The following is a 16430-nucleotide window of genomic DNA, read 5'->3' as shown; positions in this document are numbered from 1 at the left end:
ACCGGTCGGCGGTATAGCGACCGGCGGCGGTCCGAGGACCGGCCGCGCGTCAGTCCGGGCCGCCGATGTCCCACACCCTGATGGTCCCGTCGAAGCCGAGGGTGGCCAGGGACAGGCCGTCCGCGCTGAGCTCGGCGTGCGTCAGGGCTTCGGTGTGACCGGTGAGCCGCCGGACCTGCTTGACGGTGGAGACGTCCCACACGCGCGCGGAGAGGTCTATCGGGTCCTGGAAGTACTGTTCGCCGCTGATGGTGGCGATGGTGCCGCCGTCCGGGCTGATCAGGATCTCGAAGCCGCCGTCCGGCGCGCCGAGCACCCCGAGCGTCCCCCGCGGCTCACCGGTGCGGGTGTTCCACAACCAGGTGCCGTCCCCGCTGTTGGTGGTGATGAGGGTGTCGCTGTCGGGAGTGAACACCAGCGAGGTTATTTCGGAGAACTCCCTCCGGCCGTCGCGGAGCGGATGCCGGCGACGGCCCGTCGCCAGATCCCACAGATGGTCGTCCGGGTTGGCGATCATGGCCAGCGTCCCGCTGTCGGGACTGAACTCCAGCAGGGTGACCTCGAACGGCTTACCGGCCTCGGTGTCGAGGCGTTGACGTCGCCTGCCTGTGGCGGTGTCCCACAACCAGGCGGTGCCGTCCTCGGTCACGGTGGCCAGGATGCGGCTGTCGGGGCTGAATATCAGCGAGGAGACCAGGTACAGCGGGGCGGCGCCCGTCATGAGGCGGTGGCGCGGGCGTCCGGTGGCGGTGTCCCAGAGCCAGACGGTGCCGACGGTCGAGCTCACGGCCGCGAGCGTGCGGCCGTCGGGGCTGAGGGCGGCCGAGGCGACATGGGCCTGCGGCGTGGTGGCGGGCCATGGGAGCCGGAGTCCTGTGGTGACGTCCCACAACGTGACCCTGCGGTCCTGAAAGGACCAACCTCCGCCGGCCAGGACGAGAATGCGGCCGTCCGGGCTGAACGCCGGTGACGCGGCGTTGAAGGCGGGACTGCCGGGCACGCGGAGCCGGTGACGGAGCCGGCCGGTGGCGGTGTCCCACAGCCACACATCGGACTCGGCCCCGTCGGAGCCGGTCTCGCTGTCCTCGACCGTGACGAGCAGGCTGCCGTCCGGGCTGAGGGACATGCCGTGCACCGAGCCCGCGAAGACGGTGGCCTGCGGCACGGGGCCGCCGGGGGCGTCCCACCACCAGACGAGGACCGTGCCGCTGTCGCCCTTGGTCGTGGCGAGGGTGTGGCCGTCCGCGCTGAACGCCGTGTCGGTCCCGGCGACCAGGGTGGCCCGGGAGAGGTCGGGAGGCAGCACGCCGGTGAGGGCGCTCCACGCGACCAGGACTCCCGCGAGGGAGACCGCGAGCACCGCGCGCCGCCGCCATCGGGCCGCGCCGGCCCAGGTGCGGGACGGGGGCTCGGGGGGCTGGTTGGCCAGCCATTCCTGCACGCGGATGTGCTGGAACTGGTACATGCCTCCCGACTGGCGCAGCAGTTCCTGTTCCCGGGCGTGCGCGAGGAAGCCCAGCAGCCGCAGGGGCAGCCGTCCACGCGCCGCGAGGACGAGCCGGGCCACCACGAAACGCGGCCAGGCTCGGGTGAGCAGGATCAGCGTCGCGAAGCCCGTGCCGATGAACACGGTCACCGGGACGGACAACACGTTGATGATCGCGTTGCCGACGTCGCCGGCCCGCGCCTGGTCACCCGGCCCCGGCTCCCCCGCCCAGCCGGTGCCGAGCGCCTGGGTGACGCCCGCGACGATCGTGCCGAGCGTCAGGGCGGGGACCAGGGCCAGTGCCATCACCGTCCCCGCGGCCACCGCGCCGACCAGCGAAGAACGGCGGTCCTGCTCGACGAAGGCGCGGGGGCTGGCCTGCGCCGACCGCGCGGGCGGCGCGTCGAGCCAGCTGTGCGCGGCCAGGGCCATGCCGGTGACCAGGATGACCGCTCCGGCCATCACCAGTTCCAGCCAGAAGTTCGCGAAAGCGTCAGGTGTTTGGTCGGCGCCGTTGAGCACCGTGATCGCGGCGACCCCGATCATGGTCGGCACCATCAAGGTCACGGCCAGCGCCACGCCGGTGCGGAATCCGCGGCGCGACCGGCCCCACGTCCCCGCCACTGCGAACGACAGACGTCCGGGCGCGCGGCCCGAGCCGACGAACCAGGCGACGACGGCGAGTATCGCGAAGAGGATGCCGAGCGCCAGGCCGAGGGCGACACCGGCGCCGATGTTCTCGCCGCGGCCGGCGACCAGAAGCGTGCCGCCCATCGCGAGCAGGAGCGTCAGGCCGCAGACCAGGCCGATCCCGGGGGCGACCCACGGTGACAGCAGCCGCTGGCTGAGCAGCCACCAGGCCAGGTCGCGTTCGCGGTGCTGGTGGAGGTAGCGGGCCAGGAAGACGAGCCATCGGCGGGCCTTGCCGGGGTCCCACGCCTGCCCGGCGCCGGGGCGCTCCGGCACGTACGCCGCGTCGATCATCCCGTCGACGAGCCGGTCCTCGACGGCGTGGCGGGAGTCGAAGCGCGCGGGGTCCAGGAGCTCGGCCGGGTCGCCGCCCCGCTGGTAGGCCCGGCGGGCCATCGAGATCATCAGCGGGGTGGACAGGGCGGCGGCGACCGGGCCGTCCGGTTCGGCGCGCAGGTGGGCGTACACCGGGCCCCAGTCGGTCCCGGACGCCCAGTCGATCTCCGCGAGGTAGCCGGCGACGTCGTCCACCGGCACCGGGGCGACCTCCACCACGGGCGCGCGGCGCAGCGCGGGGACCCCGCCCTGGATGACGTCCTCGTACTCGGCGGACCGGCAGGTCACCACGACCGGGCGTTCCCTGCCGATGGCCCTGCTGATGCCGCGGACGGCGCTGCGCCTGGCCGACTCGGGGATCTCGTCCAGCCCGTCGACGATGGGCAGGAGCAGGTCACGGCCGGCGAGGAGCCGGGGGATGTCCGGCCGGCCGTTGTAGTAGGAGGTGGCGAGCGACTGGACGATCCACTCGTCCATCGACTCGGCGACCGGGTCCCAGGAGGACGCGGGCAGCAGCACGGGCACCGGGGCGCCCTCGGCGCGGCCGTCCAGCAGCCCCAGCGTGAGGAGCATGGCCAGCACGCTCTTGCCCGCGCCCGGCTCCCCGAGCACGACCAGCCGCCCGCTGCGCACCCGCCGGTACTCGGCGGCGAGCTGCCGGGTGGCCAGCTCGAACTCCCCCTCCAGCCGCCCGTCGAGCCGCAGCCGCACCACCCGCCCCGCGTCCGGCCGCGCCGCCTCCCCCACGTCCCGCGCGGTCGCCGCCCACGTCAGCGGCAGCACCCCGGTGTCGCGCAGCCCGCGCCCCCGCGCCTCGTCGAGCCACTGCCCCCGGACGGTCGCGGCGAGGTCGTCGGCCAGCTCCGCGGGCCCGAGCACCCGGTCGTCCCCTCGGAGGTAGTCGGCGATCGACACGGTCAGCGCCGCGAGACCGGCGATGAGGCTGATCAGACTGACCCGGAAGTCCCTGTCGGGAAGGTCGGCATTGATCAACCATCCCGCTAATCCCAGAAACGCCACTCCAAACGCCAGAATAGCCGCATTACGGATATTCCTCCGTTTTCTCCCGGGCATGGAGCGATCATAAGCGACCGGGTATTGCCGCAGGTCTCACCCTGATATCACTTCCCCGGCCCCCGCCCGCACCGTCCGGGGACCGGCGCCTCACCTCTCCGCCGGCCTTTCCTGTGAGGAATTCGACGGTGGCGCAATGACCACGGCGGCCACCACGCGTGAATGCCATTACCGAGGGCACGCCCGGACATGAACGGCGGTGAACCTCCGCGATCCCTCGCGGCTCGCCCGCGCCCGGTGACCGTCAGGACGGCTCCTCGCTGGGGAACAGGATCGGGCTGAGCAGGTGGCGGGTGCGGCCGGAGGCCGGGGGGTTGGCCAGGAGGGGGAGGATGGCGTCGCGCATTCCCTCGATGAGGGTGATGCGTTCTTCGGGGGTGAGCCAGATGGCGTGCTGGCGGTAGCCGACCATGTCGGCGGCGGGGTCGGCGTGATCTCGGTCCAGGTAGGCGTTGAACTCGGCGAGGAGGGTGGCCATCGCCACGGCGAACACGCGGCGGTGGTCCTCCGGGGGGAAGGACGCGGCGGTGGCGGGGGTGACCTCGGCGCGTTCGCGGCGCAGGCGGTAGTGGCGTTCGACGGCTCCGCGTATCCGCTGCTCGCCGGCCACCTCCAGGAGGCCCGCGTCGGCCAGCAGTGCCACGTGGCGGTACACCGTGGCCTTGGAGACGTCGGGGAGGCGGTCGCACAGGTCGGCGGTGGTGAGGATCCGGTCGCCCGACATGGCGTGCACGATGCGCAGGCGCACCGGATGCACCAGCAGCTCCAACGTGTCCATGGGCGAATGGTCTCATATGCGATACCATTCTCAAACTTGCGACCAATCGAAGGAGCCGCGATGCACGACAATCCGCCCGTGAGCCTCGACCCCGCACCGCCGCTCGGCCGCCTCCACGACGTGGACGGACGGCGCCTGATGCTCGACCGTTCAGGCTCCGGGAGCCCGAGCGTGGTCTTCCTCCCCGGCGCCGGCCTGGTCGGCCTGGACTTCCTGAACGTCCGCGACCGCGTCGCCGAGCACACCACCGCCGTCATCTACGACCGCGCCGGAACCGGCTGGAGCGACCCGGCACCCCTCCCCCGCAGCGCCGCCGAGGTCGCCGGAGAGCTCCGGCAGCTGCTCCGCGCCGTCGCCGTCCCCGCCCCGTACGTCCTGGCCGGCCACTCCCTCGGCGCCTTCTACGCCCGCCGCCACGCCCAGCTGTTCCCCGGCGAGGTGGCCGCCCTCCTCCTGCTGGACCCCGGCCACGAGGACATCTTCGACCACCTCCCCGAGGGCGCCGCCGAGCTCGGCGAACGCATGAGGCCGGACCCCGGCGGGATGCCCGACCTCACCGCCGACCAGCTCCAGGCCGCCCGGACCGCCCTGACCGGCCTCCTCGCGGAATGGCCCGCCGAGATCCGCGAGCCGCTCGTCGACCACCACCTCACCGACTGGCGCACCCAGCTCCACGAGACCGCGAACTTCGAGACCGAGATCTACGACGAACTACGCCACGGCGGCCCCCTCCCCGACGTCCCTCTCATCGTGCTCACCGCCGCCGCCCGCAACCCGTACTGGGCCCAGTTCATGACCGAGGACCAGATGCGCGAGGCCCACGCGGGCATCGAGACCCTCCACGCGTCCATCGCCGCCTCCGTCCCCCGCGGCGAGCACCGCGTCCTCGCGGGCGCCTCCCACCAGTACCTCCACGTGGAGCAGCCCGGCGCCGTCGTCCAGGCACTCCGCGACCTCCTGGCGAGAGCGGACCGCCGGCCGTAGGATCACAGGCCGCTCCACCCGGAAACGCGCGGAGCCCTTGTGATCGTTTGAACGGGCGTTTAGATTTCTGCATGTGTCATCAGAGTCGCGGACGTTCATCGAGGAGGCGCGGCGGTCGCAGATCGTCGCGTGTGCCATCGAGACGATCGCGACGCTGGGGTTCGGCAACGCTTCGCTGGCGAAGATAGCCAAGCTGGCGAAGGTGAGCACCGGGGTGATCCTCTATCACTTCGGGAGCAAGGACGAGCTGATCCGGGCCGTGGTCGACGAGGTGGCCCGGATCGCGACCGGCATGATGGTGCCGCGGATCATGGCCCAGACCACGGCGGCGGACGCGCTGCGCGCGTACATCGAGACGAACCTGGAGTTCATGAGGCTGCACCCCCGGCCCCTGATCGCGCTCGTCGAGATCGTGGGGCACGGGCGGGCCGAGGACGGCGGGCCGGGGCCCTACGCCGCCCAGCACGAGATCGCGCTCACCGATCTGGAGAAGGTGCTGGAGTGGGGGCGGCGCACCGGGGAGTTCCGCGACTTCGCCCTGCGGCCGATGGCGCTCGCCGTCCGGGGTGCCATCGACGCCGTCCCCGCTGAGATGATCAAGAACCCCGAGCTGGATCTGCGGGACGTCGCCCGCGAACTGACCACCCTTTTCACGCTCGCCACCCGGAGCACGCCATGACCCCCGCACTCGACACGTCACGCCTGCGCAAGGCATTCGGCGACAAGGTCGCCGTCGACGACATCGATCTGTCCATCCCCCAGGGCTCCTTCTACGGGCTCGTCGGCCAGAACGGCGCCGGCAAGACCACCACCCTGTCCATGGCCGTCGGGCTGCTGCGCCCGGACGCCGGCAGCGCGCGGATCTTCGGCGCCGACGTCTGGTCCGATCCCGCCAGGGCCAAGGCGCTGGTCGGGGTGCTGCCCGACGGCATGGCCATGCCCGAGCGGCTCACCGGCCGCGAGGTGCTGACCTACCTCGGCCTGCTGCGCGGGCTGCCACGCGAGGTCGTCGACGAGCGCGCCGGGGAGCTGCTGGCCGTCCTGGAGCTGGACGAGGCGGAGAAGACGCTGGTCATCGAGTACTCCACCGGCATGCGCAAGAAGATCGGGCTGGCCACCGCCCTGCTGCACGCCCCGAGGCTGCTGGTGCTGGACGAGCCGTTCGAGGCCGTGGACCCGGTGTCGGCCGCGACGATCAAGACGATCCTGCGCGGCTTCGTGGCGGGTGGCGGCTCGATCGTGCTGTCCAGCCACGTCATGGCCCTGGTCGAGCAGCTCTGCGACCACGTCGCGGTGATCGACAAGGGCCGGGTCGCCGCCGCCGGCACTCTGGACGACGTGCGGGGCGGCCACAGCCTGGAGGAGACCTTCGTCGGCCTGGTCGGCTCGGCCGACGGCGGGAGCAAGGAGCTGGCATGGCTGTCGCGCTGACCATGGTCCAGATGAAGGTGGCCGTGCTGCGCCACTCCATGAGCGGCCAGCGGGCCGGTTTCGTGGCGATCGGGGCGGTGACCGGTCTCGTCCTGGCGGGCGCGACCATCTGGCTCGGGCTGTCCGGGGCCGAGGTGCTGGCGGCCACGTACGCCGTGTGGATGCTCGGGTGGATCTTCGGGCCCGCGTTCGCCGGGGGCGGCGACGAGACCCTGCGCCCGGAGTTCTTCACCCTGCTCGGCCTGCCCCCGCGCCGCCTGGCCGCGGGGCTGCTGGTGTCGGCGTTCGTCGGCGTGGCGCCCGCGATCAGCCTGCTCGCCCTGGTGGGCCTGACCGTCCTCGGGGCGCGGCAGGGCCTCGCCGCCGCCCTGGTCTCGCTGCCGGCGCTGGTGCTGCAGCTGGCGGTGTTCGTGCTGCTCTCCCGGGTGGCGGTGGCCCTGCTCGGCGTGGCCCTGCGGTCGCGGGTGGGCGCGGTCGGCGCCGGGCTGGCCAACGGCCTGGTCCTGGCGCTCCTCGGCCAGATCTGGGTGGTGTTCGTCGCGCTCGGCCAGTCGGGCGGCGTGCCCCCCGTGGTGGGCACGGTGGCCCGCTACCTGCCGTCGGGCTGGGGGGTGGCGGCGGTGGAGGCCGCCGCGTCCGGCGACTGGGGCAGGACGGCCGCGGCGCTCGCCGCGATGGCGGTGCTGGTCGTGCTGCTGCTGGCCGCGTGGGCGGCCCTGCTCACCCGGCGCGCGGGGTCGGCGCGCACCGCCCCGGGGGGACGCGCGCCGATGCGGGCCACCACCGCGTCCGGCGCCGTGCTGGCCAAGGAGCTGCGCACCTGGTCGCGGGACCTGGTGCGCACCCATCAGCTCACCTTCGCCCTCGCGTACGGCGTGTTCTTCGCCGGGGCCCCGCTGATCATCGGCATCCCCGTCATGCTGCCGCTGGCCGGTCCGATCTTCGTCGTGATGGCCGCCGCGCTGTCGGCCAACCTGTACGGCACCGACGGCACGGCGTTGTGGCTCACCGTCATGACGCCGGGCGCGGCCGATGTGCGGGGGCGGCAGCACGCGTGGCTGCTGACCGTCGCACCGATCGCCGTGGTGCTGACGGTGGCGCTGACCGCGGTGGCGGACGGCTCCTGGCCCGCGATGCTCGCCCTGCTCGTCGCGCTGCTCGGCGGCGGCGCCGGGCTGGTCCCGCTGGCGTCGGTCTACGCGCTGATCCCGGGCACCGACCCGCACCGGCGCGGCGGCAACCCGCTGCGTTCCACCGAGGAGGACGGCGCCGTCACCGGCATGGTGTACGCGGTGCTGGCGCTGGCCTCGCTCACCGCCGTCCCCGCCACCGTCGTCGCCGTGCTGACCGGCTGGCCGGGCGTGGTCCTGGCGGCCGTGACGGGCTGGGCCTGCTACTGGTGGTTCGGCCTGCTCGCCGAGCGCCGGTTGCTCGCCCGGGGCCCCGAGCTCCTGGAGACGATGCGCACCGGCCGCCGCCCCGCCGTCACCGTCGCCACCGGCAGGCCCGGCAAGTGGACCCGCTACGAGGCGCTCCCCCGCCGCGAGCGGATCATCGTCGGCGTCTGCTACTCGATCGGCGCGCTCCCGTTGTTCCCGCAGGGCGTGGTCCCGGCCATCATCAAGCTGAACGGCGGGGACACCCGCGCGTGGTTCCTGGCCATGTACCTGCCGCCCGGGCTGCAGTGGCCCACGATCTTCTTTATGATCGCGCTGGGGCTGGCCATCTACGCCACCGGGGTAATCATCCCATTTCGCTACAAGGCAGGCGAATCCCAACAGAACGCCGATGAACCCGCGGAAGTCCCGGCCACCTGAGCCTTCCCCTTTCCCCCACTTTTCCTCGCATCCGCGACAGATGGCTGCTTAACTTACATCTGCCGTGAAGGCCGCTATCGCCGCAAAACCATCTCACCATTCCTATTCTCCGACGTTAGGACATGGACCCGGGAGGCACTGCCGCTAAACGTATGCCTTTATGTCGCGTATCCAAGTCCTTGGTCGTATAAGGCGGTATTGGATTGCCCTGCCGCCGTGAATCGACGCGCCCCTGAACCCCCGCCCGCCGCCGCCGGGTCGTGCGATTTGTGAGGCAACCTGTGACAGACACCAAGCGCCGTCTCGTTCAGCTGATCCACCGTCACGCGGACGACCCCGGCTCGGGAACCGCCCTCGAACAGGGCGGGAGGGCCGTCACCTACCGCGAGCTGGGGAAACTCACGGGAGAACGGACCCTGGAGCTGGAGGCCCTCGGGGTGCGGGGCACGTTCGTCGCGCTGGAACGTTCGAAGTCGGTGGAGTTCGTGGTGGACTTCCTGGCCGTCCTCGCGGCGGGCGGCACCGTGGTGCCGGTCGATCCGGACACCCCGCCGGACCGGCGGGCGGTCTTCCTGGAGCTGGCGGCGCCGGAGTTCCTCCTCGGCGAGACGGGGGTGCTGCGCCTCGGCGGGCCCCGGGACCGGGGGGTGCCCCGGGACGCGGCGTTCGTCTACTTCACCTCCGGGTCCACCGGGACGCCCAAGCCGGTGCTCGGGTCGGCGGCGGCGGTGGCCGGGTTCGCCGAGTGGTTCGGGCCGGAGTTCGGCGCCGGGCCGCGTGACCGGTTCGCGTTCCTGACGGGGCTCAGCTTCGAGGCGGCGCTGCGGGACGTCTTCCCGCCGCTGGTGGCGGGGGCGACCCTGGTGCTGCCCGAGGAGGGCGCGGCAGACGAGCCGGAGGCCGCGGTCGCGTGGCTCGCCCGGCGGGACGTCAGCGTGGTCACGGTGGTGCCGTCGACGGCCCGCGCCTGGCTGGCGCACGGGCGGACGGTCTGCCCGGCCGTGCGCGCGGTGTTCTTCGTGGGCGAGCCGCCGGGCGCCGACCTGCTCGGCGGGTGGCGCACCCTGTTCCCGAACACGACACTCCGGGTGAACTCCTACGGATCCACCGAGAGCGGGCAGGCCACCGTGTACAACCGCATCGCGGACGACGAGCGCGCGGCGGCCGTACCGGCGGGCCGCCCGGTGCCCGGGACCCGGTACTGCTTCGTCGAGCCCGGCGCCGTGCTCGACGCCGGGCTGGTGCGCGAGCGGCTGGAGCACCCGGCGAGCGGCGGCGAGATCGTGCTGGTGAGCCGTTCGTGCAGCCACGGCTACCTCGGGATGCCGCAGGAGAACGCGGCGCGGTTCGCCGACCTCGGCGACGGCGTCACCGCCTACCGGACCGGCGACCTCGGCCACGTCGACGCCGGCGGCGACCTGGTGGTCGTCGGCCGCGCGGACGACGAGATCAAGATCAACGGCGTGCGGGTCCACCCGGCCGAGGTGCTGCGGGCCGTCCGGGCACACCGGTCGGTGCGCGACGCGTTCGTCACCGCGACCCGTGCGGAGCAGGACGCGGACGGCACGCGCACGCGGGCCCACCTGACCGCGTACGTCGTGCCCGAGGGGGACCTGAGCGTCGTGGACCTGCGGCGCGACCTGCTGGACGCGCTGCCGCCCGCGATGATCCCGGCGCGCTTCGTCGAGGTGGCCGAGCTGCCGCGCACCCGCACCGGGAAGGTCGACCGGGCCGCGCTGACCGGGCTCGCCGAGCGGGCGGCCGGGTTCGTGGCGCCGTCCGGGGACGTCGAGCCGCGGGTGGCCGCGCAGTTCGCCGAGCTGCTCGGCGCCGAGCGGGTGTCGGCGGCCGACGACCTGTTCACGCTGGGGGGCGACTCGATCACGGCCACCCGGCTGGTGTCCAGGCTCTGGCAGGAGTTCGGCGTGCGGCTGTCGCAGCGCGACGTGTTCGCCGCCGCCACCGTCGCCGGGATCGCCGCGTTGATCATGGAGCGGTGGCTCCTCGCGGAGGACCCCGACGAGCTGCGGGCGCTGCTCGACGCCCTGGAGGGCGACGGCGGGCTCCAGGCCGGGGGGACGTCGTGACCGAGCCGTCCCTGGCCGAGCGGCTGAGCCGTCTGTCGCCGGAGCAGCGGGCCCGTCTCGGCCGCATGATGCGCGACAAGCCGGCCGGCCCGGCGGCGCCCCCGCCCATCCCGGTGCTCGACCGCTCGTCCGGGGCGCTGCCGATGTCGTCCGCCCAGCGCAGGCACTACTTCCTGCAGACCCTGCGGCCGGAGAGCCCGGCGTACAACAACGTCGAGGCGGTGCGCCTGCGCGGCCCCCTCGACCCCGGGGCCCTGCGCGCGGCCCTGGCCGCGACGGTCGCGCGGCACGAGGTCCTGCGCACGAGGTGCCGTCCCGGCGGGGACGGCGAACCGATGCTGGTCGCCGAGGAGGCGGGCGCCGCGCCGCCGTTCGAGTTCGCCGACCTCGCCCCGGGCGGGGCGGCGACCGCGGGTGAGTTGTTCGCCCGGCTGGTGGAACAACCCTTCGACCTGGACCGCGAGACGCCCCTGCGGGTGACGCTGGCGCGGCTGGGCGAGGACGACCACGCGTTGCTGCTGGTCGTCCACCACATCGCGTCGGACGCGTGGTCGTGCCGGCTGCTGCTGGAGGAGCTCTTCCGCGGTTACGGCGCCGCCGTCGCGGGCACGGCGACCGCGCCGGACCCGCTGCCGATCCAGTACGCCGACTACGCGGCCTGGCAGCGCGGGCGCCTCGGGAGCGAGGAGGCGCGGGCGGGGCTGGCCTACTGGCGCGAGCGGCTGTCCGGCATGCCCCCGGTCCTGGAGCTGCCGCTGGAGCACCCGCGGCCGCCGGTGCGGTCCGACCGGGGCGCCGAGCTGCACATCGACCTCGGCGGGGGCACCCGGCGCCGCCTGCACGCGGCCGCGCGGGACGCCGCGGTGACGCCGTTCGCCCTGCTGCTGACCGCGTTCGGCCATGTGCTGCACCGGCACTGCGCCACCGGCGACGTGGTGGTCGCGACCCCGGTGTCGGGACGCGAGCGGGTGGAGACCGAGAAGCTGATCGGGTGCTTCGTCAACACCGTCGTGCTGCGGCTCGGCTTCGGCGGGCCGGAGAGCAGGCGTGAGCTGGTGCGGCGGGTGTGGCGGCACACCCTGGACGACCTCGACCACCAGGACGTGCCCTTCGAGCGGCTGGTCGCCGAGCTCGGCCCGGACCGCGACCTCAGCGCCGGCAGCCTCGCCCAGGTGATGATCAACCACTACCCGGCCACGGAGGTGACCGCACCCGTGCCGGGGCTGGAGGTCGAACCCTTCGACGTGGTGCGGGCGCGCGCCAAGTTCGACCTGACCTGCACGGTCGTCGACCTCCGGCACACGCTGCGGGTGACGGTCAACCACGCCACGGACCTGCTCGACGGCGACCAGGCGGCCAGGATCGGTGAGCACTTCGCCGCGGTGCTGGACGCCCTGCTCACCGATCTGGACGCCCCGGCGGCGACCCTGCCCCCCGTCCCGCCGGGGGATCCCGCGCCCGCCCCGGCGCCCGCGGCGCGCGGCGACGTGCCGGTGATCGCGCGCTTCCGGGCGCAGGCGCTGGCGCATCCCGGCCGGGTCGCCGTCCGGTGCCGCGAGGAGACCGTCACGTACCGGGAGCTCGACGAGCGGTCCGGCCGGGTGGCCGGGTACCTGCGCGAGCAGGCCGGATCGGGCCGGGTCGCGTTGCTGTTCGAGCGCTCCGCCGACTACGTGGTCGCGATCCTCGCCGCGCTGAAGGCGGGCGTGGCCTACGTGCCGCTCGACCCGGCGATGCCCGCCGGGCACCTCACGGCGGTGCTCGGCGCCTCGGAGACAGGGGTGCTGCTCACCCACGCCGAGGTGGAGGGGGTGACGCCGCCCGATGGCGTGACCGTGGTGTCCCTGGAGGAGCTGACGGGGCACGCCCACGCGGAGCACCTTGATCACCCCGAGCACCCCGATCACCCCGATCACCCTGATCACGCCGATCACGCCGGGGACGCCGGAGACGCCAGGGACCGCGAGCACCGCGAGCACCCCGAGGACGCCGAGCACCCCGGGGACGCCGAGCACCCCGGGGACGCCGGGGACGCCGGGGACGCCGGGGACGCCGGGGACGAGATGTACGTGCTGTTCACCTCGGGGTCGACGGGGCGGCCGAAGGGGGTGGTGGTCGAGCACCGGCACTTCTCCGCCTACCTGGCTTCTCTCCTTTCGCGGATGCGGATCCCGGAGGGGCTGGACTTCGCGCTCGTGTCGACCTTCGCCGCCGACCTCGGGCTGACCAACCTGTTCGGGGCGCTGGCGACCGGTGGCACGCTGCACGTGCTGCCGTACGAGTGGGCGGCCGACCCGGGGCGGTTCGCCGCGTACTTCCGGCGGCATCGGATCGACTTCGTGAAGATGGTGCCGAGCCATCTGCGGGCCGTCGCCGAGGCCGGCCTGCTGGCGGACGCCGTGCCGGGGCGGTTCCTCGTGCTGGCCGGGGAGTCCTGCCCGCCGGACCTTGTCGAGGCCGTCCGGGCGGCCCGTCCCGGGGTCTCGGTGTGGAACCACTACGGGCCGACCGAGACGACGGTCTCGGTGCTGGCGTACGAGATCCCGGCGGACCCGCGGCCCGGCGTGGCCGTGCCGCTGGGGTTCCCCTTGGACCACGTGCGCGTGCACGTCGTGGACGATGACCTGCGGCCCGTCCCCCGGGGCGCGGCCGGTGAGCTGCTGATCAGCGGGGGCAGCGTGGCGCGGGGGTACCTCGCGGCGGAGGGCGCCGAGCGGTTCGTCCGCGATCCCTTCTCCCTCGAAGCGCGTGCCTACCGTTCCGGGGACCGGGCCCGCCTGCGCGCGGACGGCTCGGTGGAGTTCCTCGGGCGGCTGGACCGGCAGGCGAAGATCCGTGGGCACCGGGTCGAGCCTTCCCACGTGGAGGCGGTGCTGCGGCGCCACCCGGGTGTCGCGGACGTCGCGGTCGCCGTCCGGGCGGACCGCGGCGGCCACGCGTCGCTGGCGGCCTACTACGTGCCGGCCCCCGGGGGCGAGGTGCGGGACCTGGTGGAGTTCGCCCGCTCGGCGCTGCCGCCCTACATGGTGCCGTCCGCCTACGCCGAGCTGGACCGGCTGCCGCTGAGCCCGAACGGGAAGGTCGACTGGAACGCGCTGCCGGAGCCCGGCCCGGCGCGGCGGCACACGCCCGCCGCCGCGCCGCGCGACGCCAGGGACGCGCGGATCGCCCAGGCCTTCGGGGAGGTGCTGGGACTCGACGAGGTCGGCGTCGACGACGACTTCTTCGAGTCGGGCGGGGACTCCTTCGCCGCCATGCGGCTGGCCCGCCGGATCGGCGAGGGCGTGCGGGTCATCTCGATCTTCCAGCACCCCACCGTGCGGCGGCTCGCCGACTTCCTCGGGCAGGACGGCACCGGGGGTTACCTGTGGCGGCTGCCCTCCGCCGGGCCCGCGGCGGCCCGGGCCACGGCCACGGTGGTCGCGGTGCCGTTCGGCGGGGGGACCGCGGCGGCGTACGCCGAGCTGGCCAGGGCGCTGCCGCCGGAGTTCCCCCTGTACGCCGTCGACCTCCCCGGCCACGACCCAGCGCGGCCCGAGCAGCCGCTGGAGCCGTTCGCCACGACCGCGGCGCGGGCCGTGCGGGAGATCCGCGAGACCGTCGACGGGCCCGTTGTCGTGTACGGCCACTGCGTCGGCGCCGCGCTGGCGTACGACGTCGCCCGGCGGCTGGAGGACGAGGGCGGCGAGGTCGCCGGCGTCGTGCTCGGCGGGGCGTTCCCGGCCCCCCGCCTGCCCGGGCGGCTGTTCGACCTGTGGGCGAGGCTGTTCCCCAGCGACCGCTGGCGATCCGACCGGCTGTACCGCGACATGCTGCGCGGGATCGGCGGGCTCACCGGTGAGCTGGACCCGCGGGAGCAGGCGCTGACCCTGCGCGCGGTGCGGCACGACGCCCGCGAGTCCGAGGAGCTGTACACCCGGCTGTGCGCCGCTCCCGGGCACCGCACGCTGCGGGCGCTGAGCGTGGTCGGGGAACGCGACCGCATCACCGAGTTCCACCAGGAGCGCCACCGCGAGTGGGACCTGCTGTGCGCGACCACCGACCTCGCCGTCATCCCCGACGCCGGCCACTACTTCATCAAGCACCAGCCCGAAGCGCTCGCCGGCGCCATCACCGGCTGGACGAACCGCCTCCTCGGCACGCCTGAGCCCACCACCGCCCCCGGCGCGCCAGGCGCCCCCGCCCCCGGCGCGCCAGACGCCCCTGCCCCTGTCGCGGTCAGCCCGCCTCCGGCCCCGGCCGCCACGCCTGCCCGGCGCCCCCCTGTCCCGCCCGGAGCCCCGCCGGACGCCCCGGCCGTGCCGGACCGGCCGGACCCCGGGGCGCGCGGGGCCGGGGCGAGGTTGCGGGGATTCGCGCTCGTCACGTTCGGCCAGTTGCTGTCCATGACCGGCAGCAGGGCGCTGGCGTTCGCGCTCGGCGTGTGGGTCTACCTGCGGACGGGCAGCGCCACCCAGTTCTCCGTGATCCTGGTCGTCGCGCTGCTGCCGGGGCTGCTCGCGCTGCCGTTCGCGGGGGCGGCGGCCGACCGGTGGAACCGGCGGCTGCTGCTGGTCGCCGCCGAGGCGATCAACGCCGTGGGCACCGGGTTCTGCCTGGTGATGTTCGCCGCCGGGTCGTTGCAGGTGTGGCACGTCTACGTCGCCGCGGCCCTCGGCTCGGTCGCCACGTCCTTCCAGCAGCCGGCGTACCTGGCGGCCGCCGCGCAGCTCATCCCCAAGCAGTACCTGGCCAGGAGCAACGGCGTCCTCCAGGTGGTCATGGCACTGAGCCAGGCCGCGGGGCCACTGCTCGGCGGGGTGCTGATCGCGTTCGCGGGGCTCACGGGCGCCATGCTGACCGACCTGGCGACGACGCTCGTGGCGACGGCCACCCTGCTCGCGGTGCGCTTCCCCGACCTGCTGTTCCGCAGGCGCGAGGAGTCGATCGCGAAGGAGATCGGCGGCGGCCTGCGGTACATCGCCCGGCGTCCCGGCATGGTCGCCATGGTGGCGTTCTTCCTCGGTTACAACCTGCTGCTGGGCTTCGCGCTGGCCCTGTTCCCGCCGATGGTGCTGTCGTTCGCCGGTACGGGCACGCTGAGCCTCGCCACCATGGCCGGCGCGCTCGGCGGGGTGGCGGGCGGGACGGTGATGGCGCTGTGGGGCGGCTTCGAGCGGCGCGCCACCGGCATGGTCGGGTTCGCCGCGCTCACCGGCCTCGGAATGGTCGTGGCCGGGCTGCGGCCGGAGCCGCCGTTCCCCGTGATCGGCCTCGCCCTGGTCATGTCCTCCATCGCGCTGATCAACGGCCACTGGCAGACCATGATCCAGCTCAAGGTCGGCATGGAACTCCAGGGCCGGATCCTGGCCACCAACCGCATGACCGCCAACCTCACCGAGCCCCTCGGCTACCTCGCGGCGGGCTGGCTGGCCGACGCGCTGTTCGAACCCGCCATGGCCGGCGGCGGCCCCCTCGGTGACACGGCCGGCGGCCTGCTCGGCACGGGCCCGGGACGCGGCATGGCCCTCATGATCGTCCTGCTGGGCGCCGCGCAGGTCGTCCTGGCCCTCACCGGGCTGCGGTGGCGCACGCTGCGCCGCATGGAGGACGTCCTTCCGGACGCGATCCCCGGCGCCGTCGTCACCTGGGACAGGGACGCGCTGCAACAGGCCTCGGACGCCCGGCTGGAGGGGCCGCCGCCGGGCTGGGACGCCCGGCGGGAGGCGGCGAAGGAGTGACGGAGGACCGCGCGTCGGGCGGATCAC

General features: G+C 74.0%; 8 protein-coding genes. 6 read left to right on the top strand and 2 right to left on the bottom strand.

Annotated elements, in window-relative coordinates:
- Nucleotides 1-49: 49 nt before the first annotated feature.
- Both ACFP1K_RS05720 and ACFP1K_RS05715 read right to left on the bottom strand, forming a co-directional pair.
- Nucleotides 50-3505, bottom strand: coding sequence for an NACHT and WD40 repeat domain-containing protein (locus ACFP1K_RS05720; protein ID WP_380747646.1), 3456 nt, complete (start codon nt 3503-3505; stop codon nt 50-52).
- Between the two features lie 325 nt (nt 3506-3830).
- Complete coding sequence (locus tag ACFP1K_RS05715; protein WP_380747644.1) at nt 3831-4364, bottom strand: helix-turn-helix domain-containing protein; 534 nt, start codon at nt 4362-4364, stop codon at nt 3831-3833.
- A 60-nt stretch (nt 4365-4424) separates the two neighbouring features.
- Here ACFP1K_RS05715 and ACFP1K_RS05710 point away from each other — a divergent pair, with 60 nt between their 5' ends.
- The 6 genes from ACFP1K_RS05710 to ACFP1K_RS05685 all read left to right on the top strand — a co-directional run bounded on the left by ACFP1K_RS05710 (nt 4425) and on the right by ACFP1K_RS05685 (nt 16403).
- Complete coding sequence (locus ACFP1K_RS05710) at nt 4425-5348, top strand: alpha/beta fold hydrolase (RefSeq protein ID WP_380747642.1); 924 nt, start codon at nt 4425-4427, stop codon at nt 5346-5348.
- Between the two features lie 73 nt (nt 5349-5421).
- A complete protein-coding gene (locus tag ACFP1K_RS05705; protein WP_380747640.1) occupies nt 5422-6027 on the top strand; it encodes a TetR/AcrR family transcriptional regulator in 606 nt (201 codons plus the stop codon).
- Nucleotides 6024-6779, top strand: coding sequence for an ABC transporter ATP-binding protein (locus ACFP1K_RS05700; protein ID WP_380747638.1), 756 nt, complete (start codon nt 6024-6026; stop codon nt 6777-6779). Before ACFP1K_RS05705 ends, ACFP1K_RS05700 begins: the two co-directional genes overlap by 4 nt.
- Nucleotides 6764-8596 (top strand): hypothetical protein, encoded by a 1833-nt coding sequence (locus ACFP1K_RS05695; protein ID WP_380747635.1) that lies wholly within the window; start codon nt 6764-6766, stop codon nt 8594-8596. Before ACFP1K_RS05700 ends, ACFP1K_RS05695 begins: the two co-directional genes overlap by 16 nt.
- 281 nt (nt 8597-8877) lie before the next feature.
- Nucleotides 8878-10683, top strand: a complete 1806-nt coding sequence (locus ACFP1K_RS05690) for a non-ribosomal peptide synthetase (RefSeq protein ID WP_380747632.1) — start codon at nt 8878-8880, stop codon at nt 10681-10683.
- On the top strand, nt 10680-16403 hold the full coding sequence (locus ACFP1K_RS05685) for a non-ribosomal peptide synthetase/MFS transporter (RefSeq protein WP_380747629.1): 5724 nt from the start codon (nt 10680-10682) through the stop codon (nt 16401-16403). Before ACFP1K_RS05690 ends, ACFP1K_RS05685 begins: the two co-directional genes overlap by 4 nt.
- The last annotated feature ends 27 nt before the right edge of the window (nt 16404-16430 follow it).

This window comes from Sphaerisporangium aureirubrum (genome assembly GCF_042658925.1).
Classification (GTDB): Bacteria; Actinomycetota; Actinomycetes; order Streptosporangiales; family Streptosporangiaceae; genus Sphaerisporangium; species Sphaerisporangium aureirubrum.
The sequence above is the reverse complement of the archived record's forward strand: the minus strand, read 5'-3'. Positions and strand labels throughout refer to the sequence as shown.

What these genes read in the sequence shown, in the direction of transcription:
- ACFP1K_RS05700 (WP_380747638.1), top strand. Translation starts at nt 6,024, where the DNA reads ATGACCCCCGCACTCGACACGTCACGCCTGCGCAAGGCATTCGGCGAC.
- ACFP1K_RS05695 (WP_380747635.1), top strand. Translation starts at nt 6,764, where the DNA reads ATGGCTGTCGCGCTGACCATGGTCCAGATGAAGGTGGCCGTGCTGCGC.
- ACFP1K_RS05710 (WP_380747642.1), top strand. Translation starts at nt 4,425, where the DNA reads ATGCACGACAATCCGCCCGTGAGCCTCGACCCCGCACCGCCGCTCGGC.
- ACFP1K_RS05715 (WP_380747644.1), bottom strand. Translation starts at nt 4,364, where the DNA reads ATGGACACGTTGGAGCTGCTGGTGCATCCGGTGCGCCTGCGCATCGTG.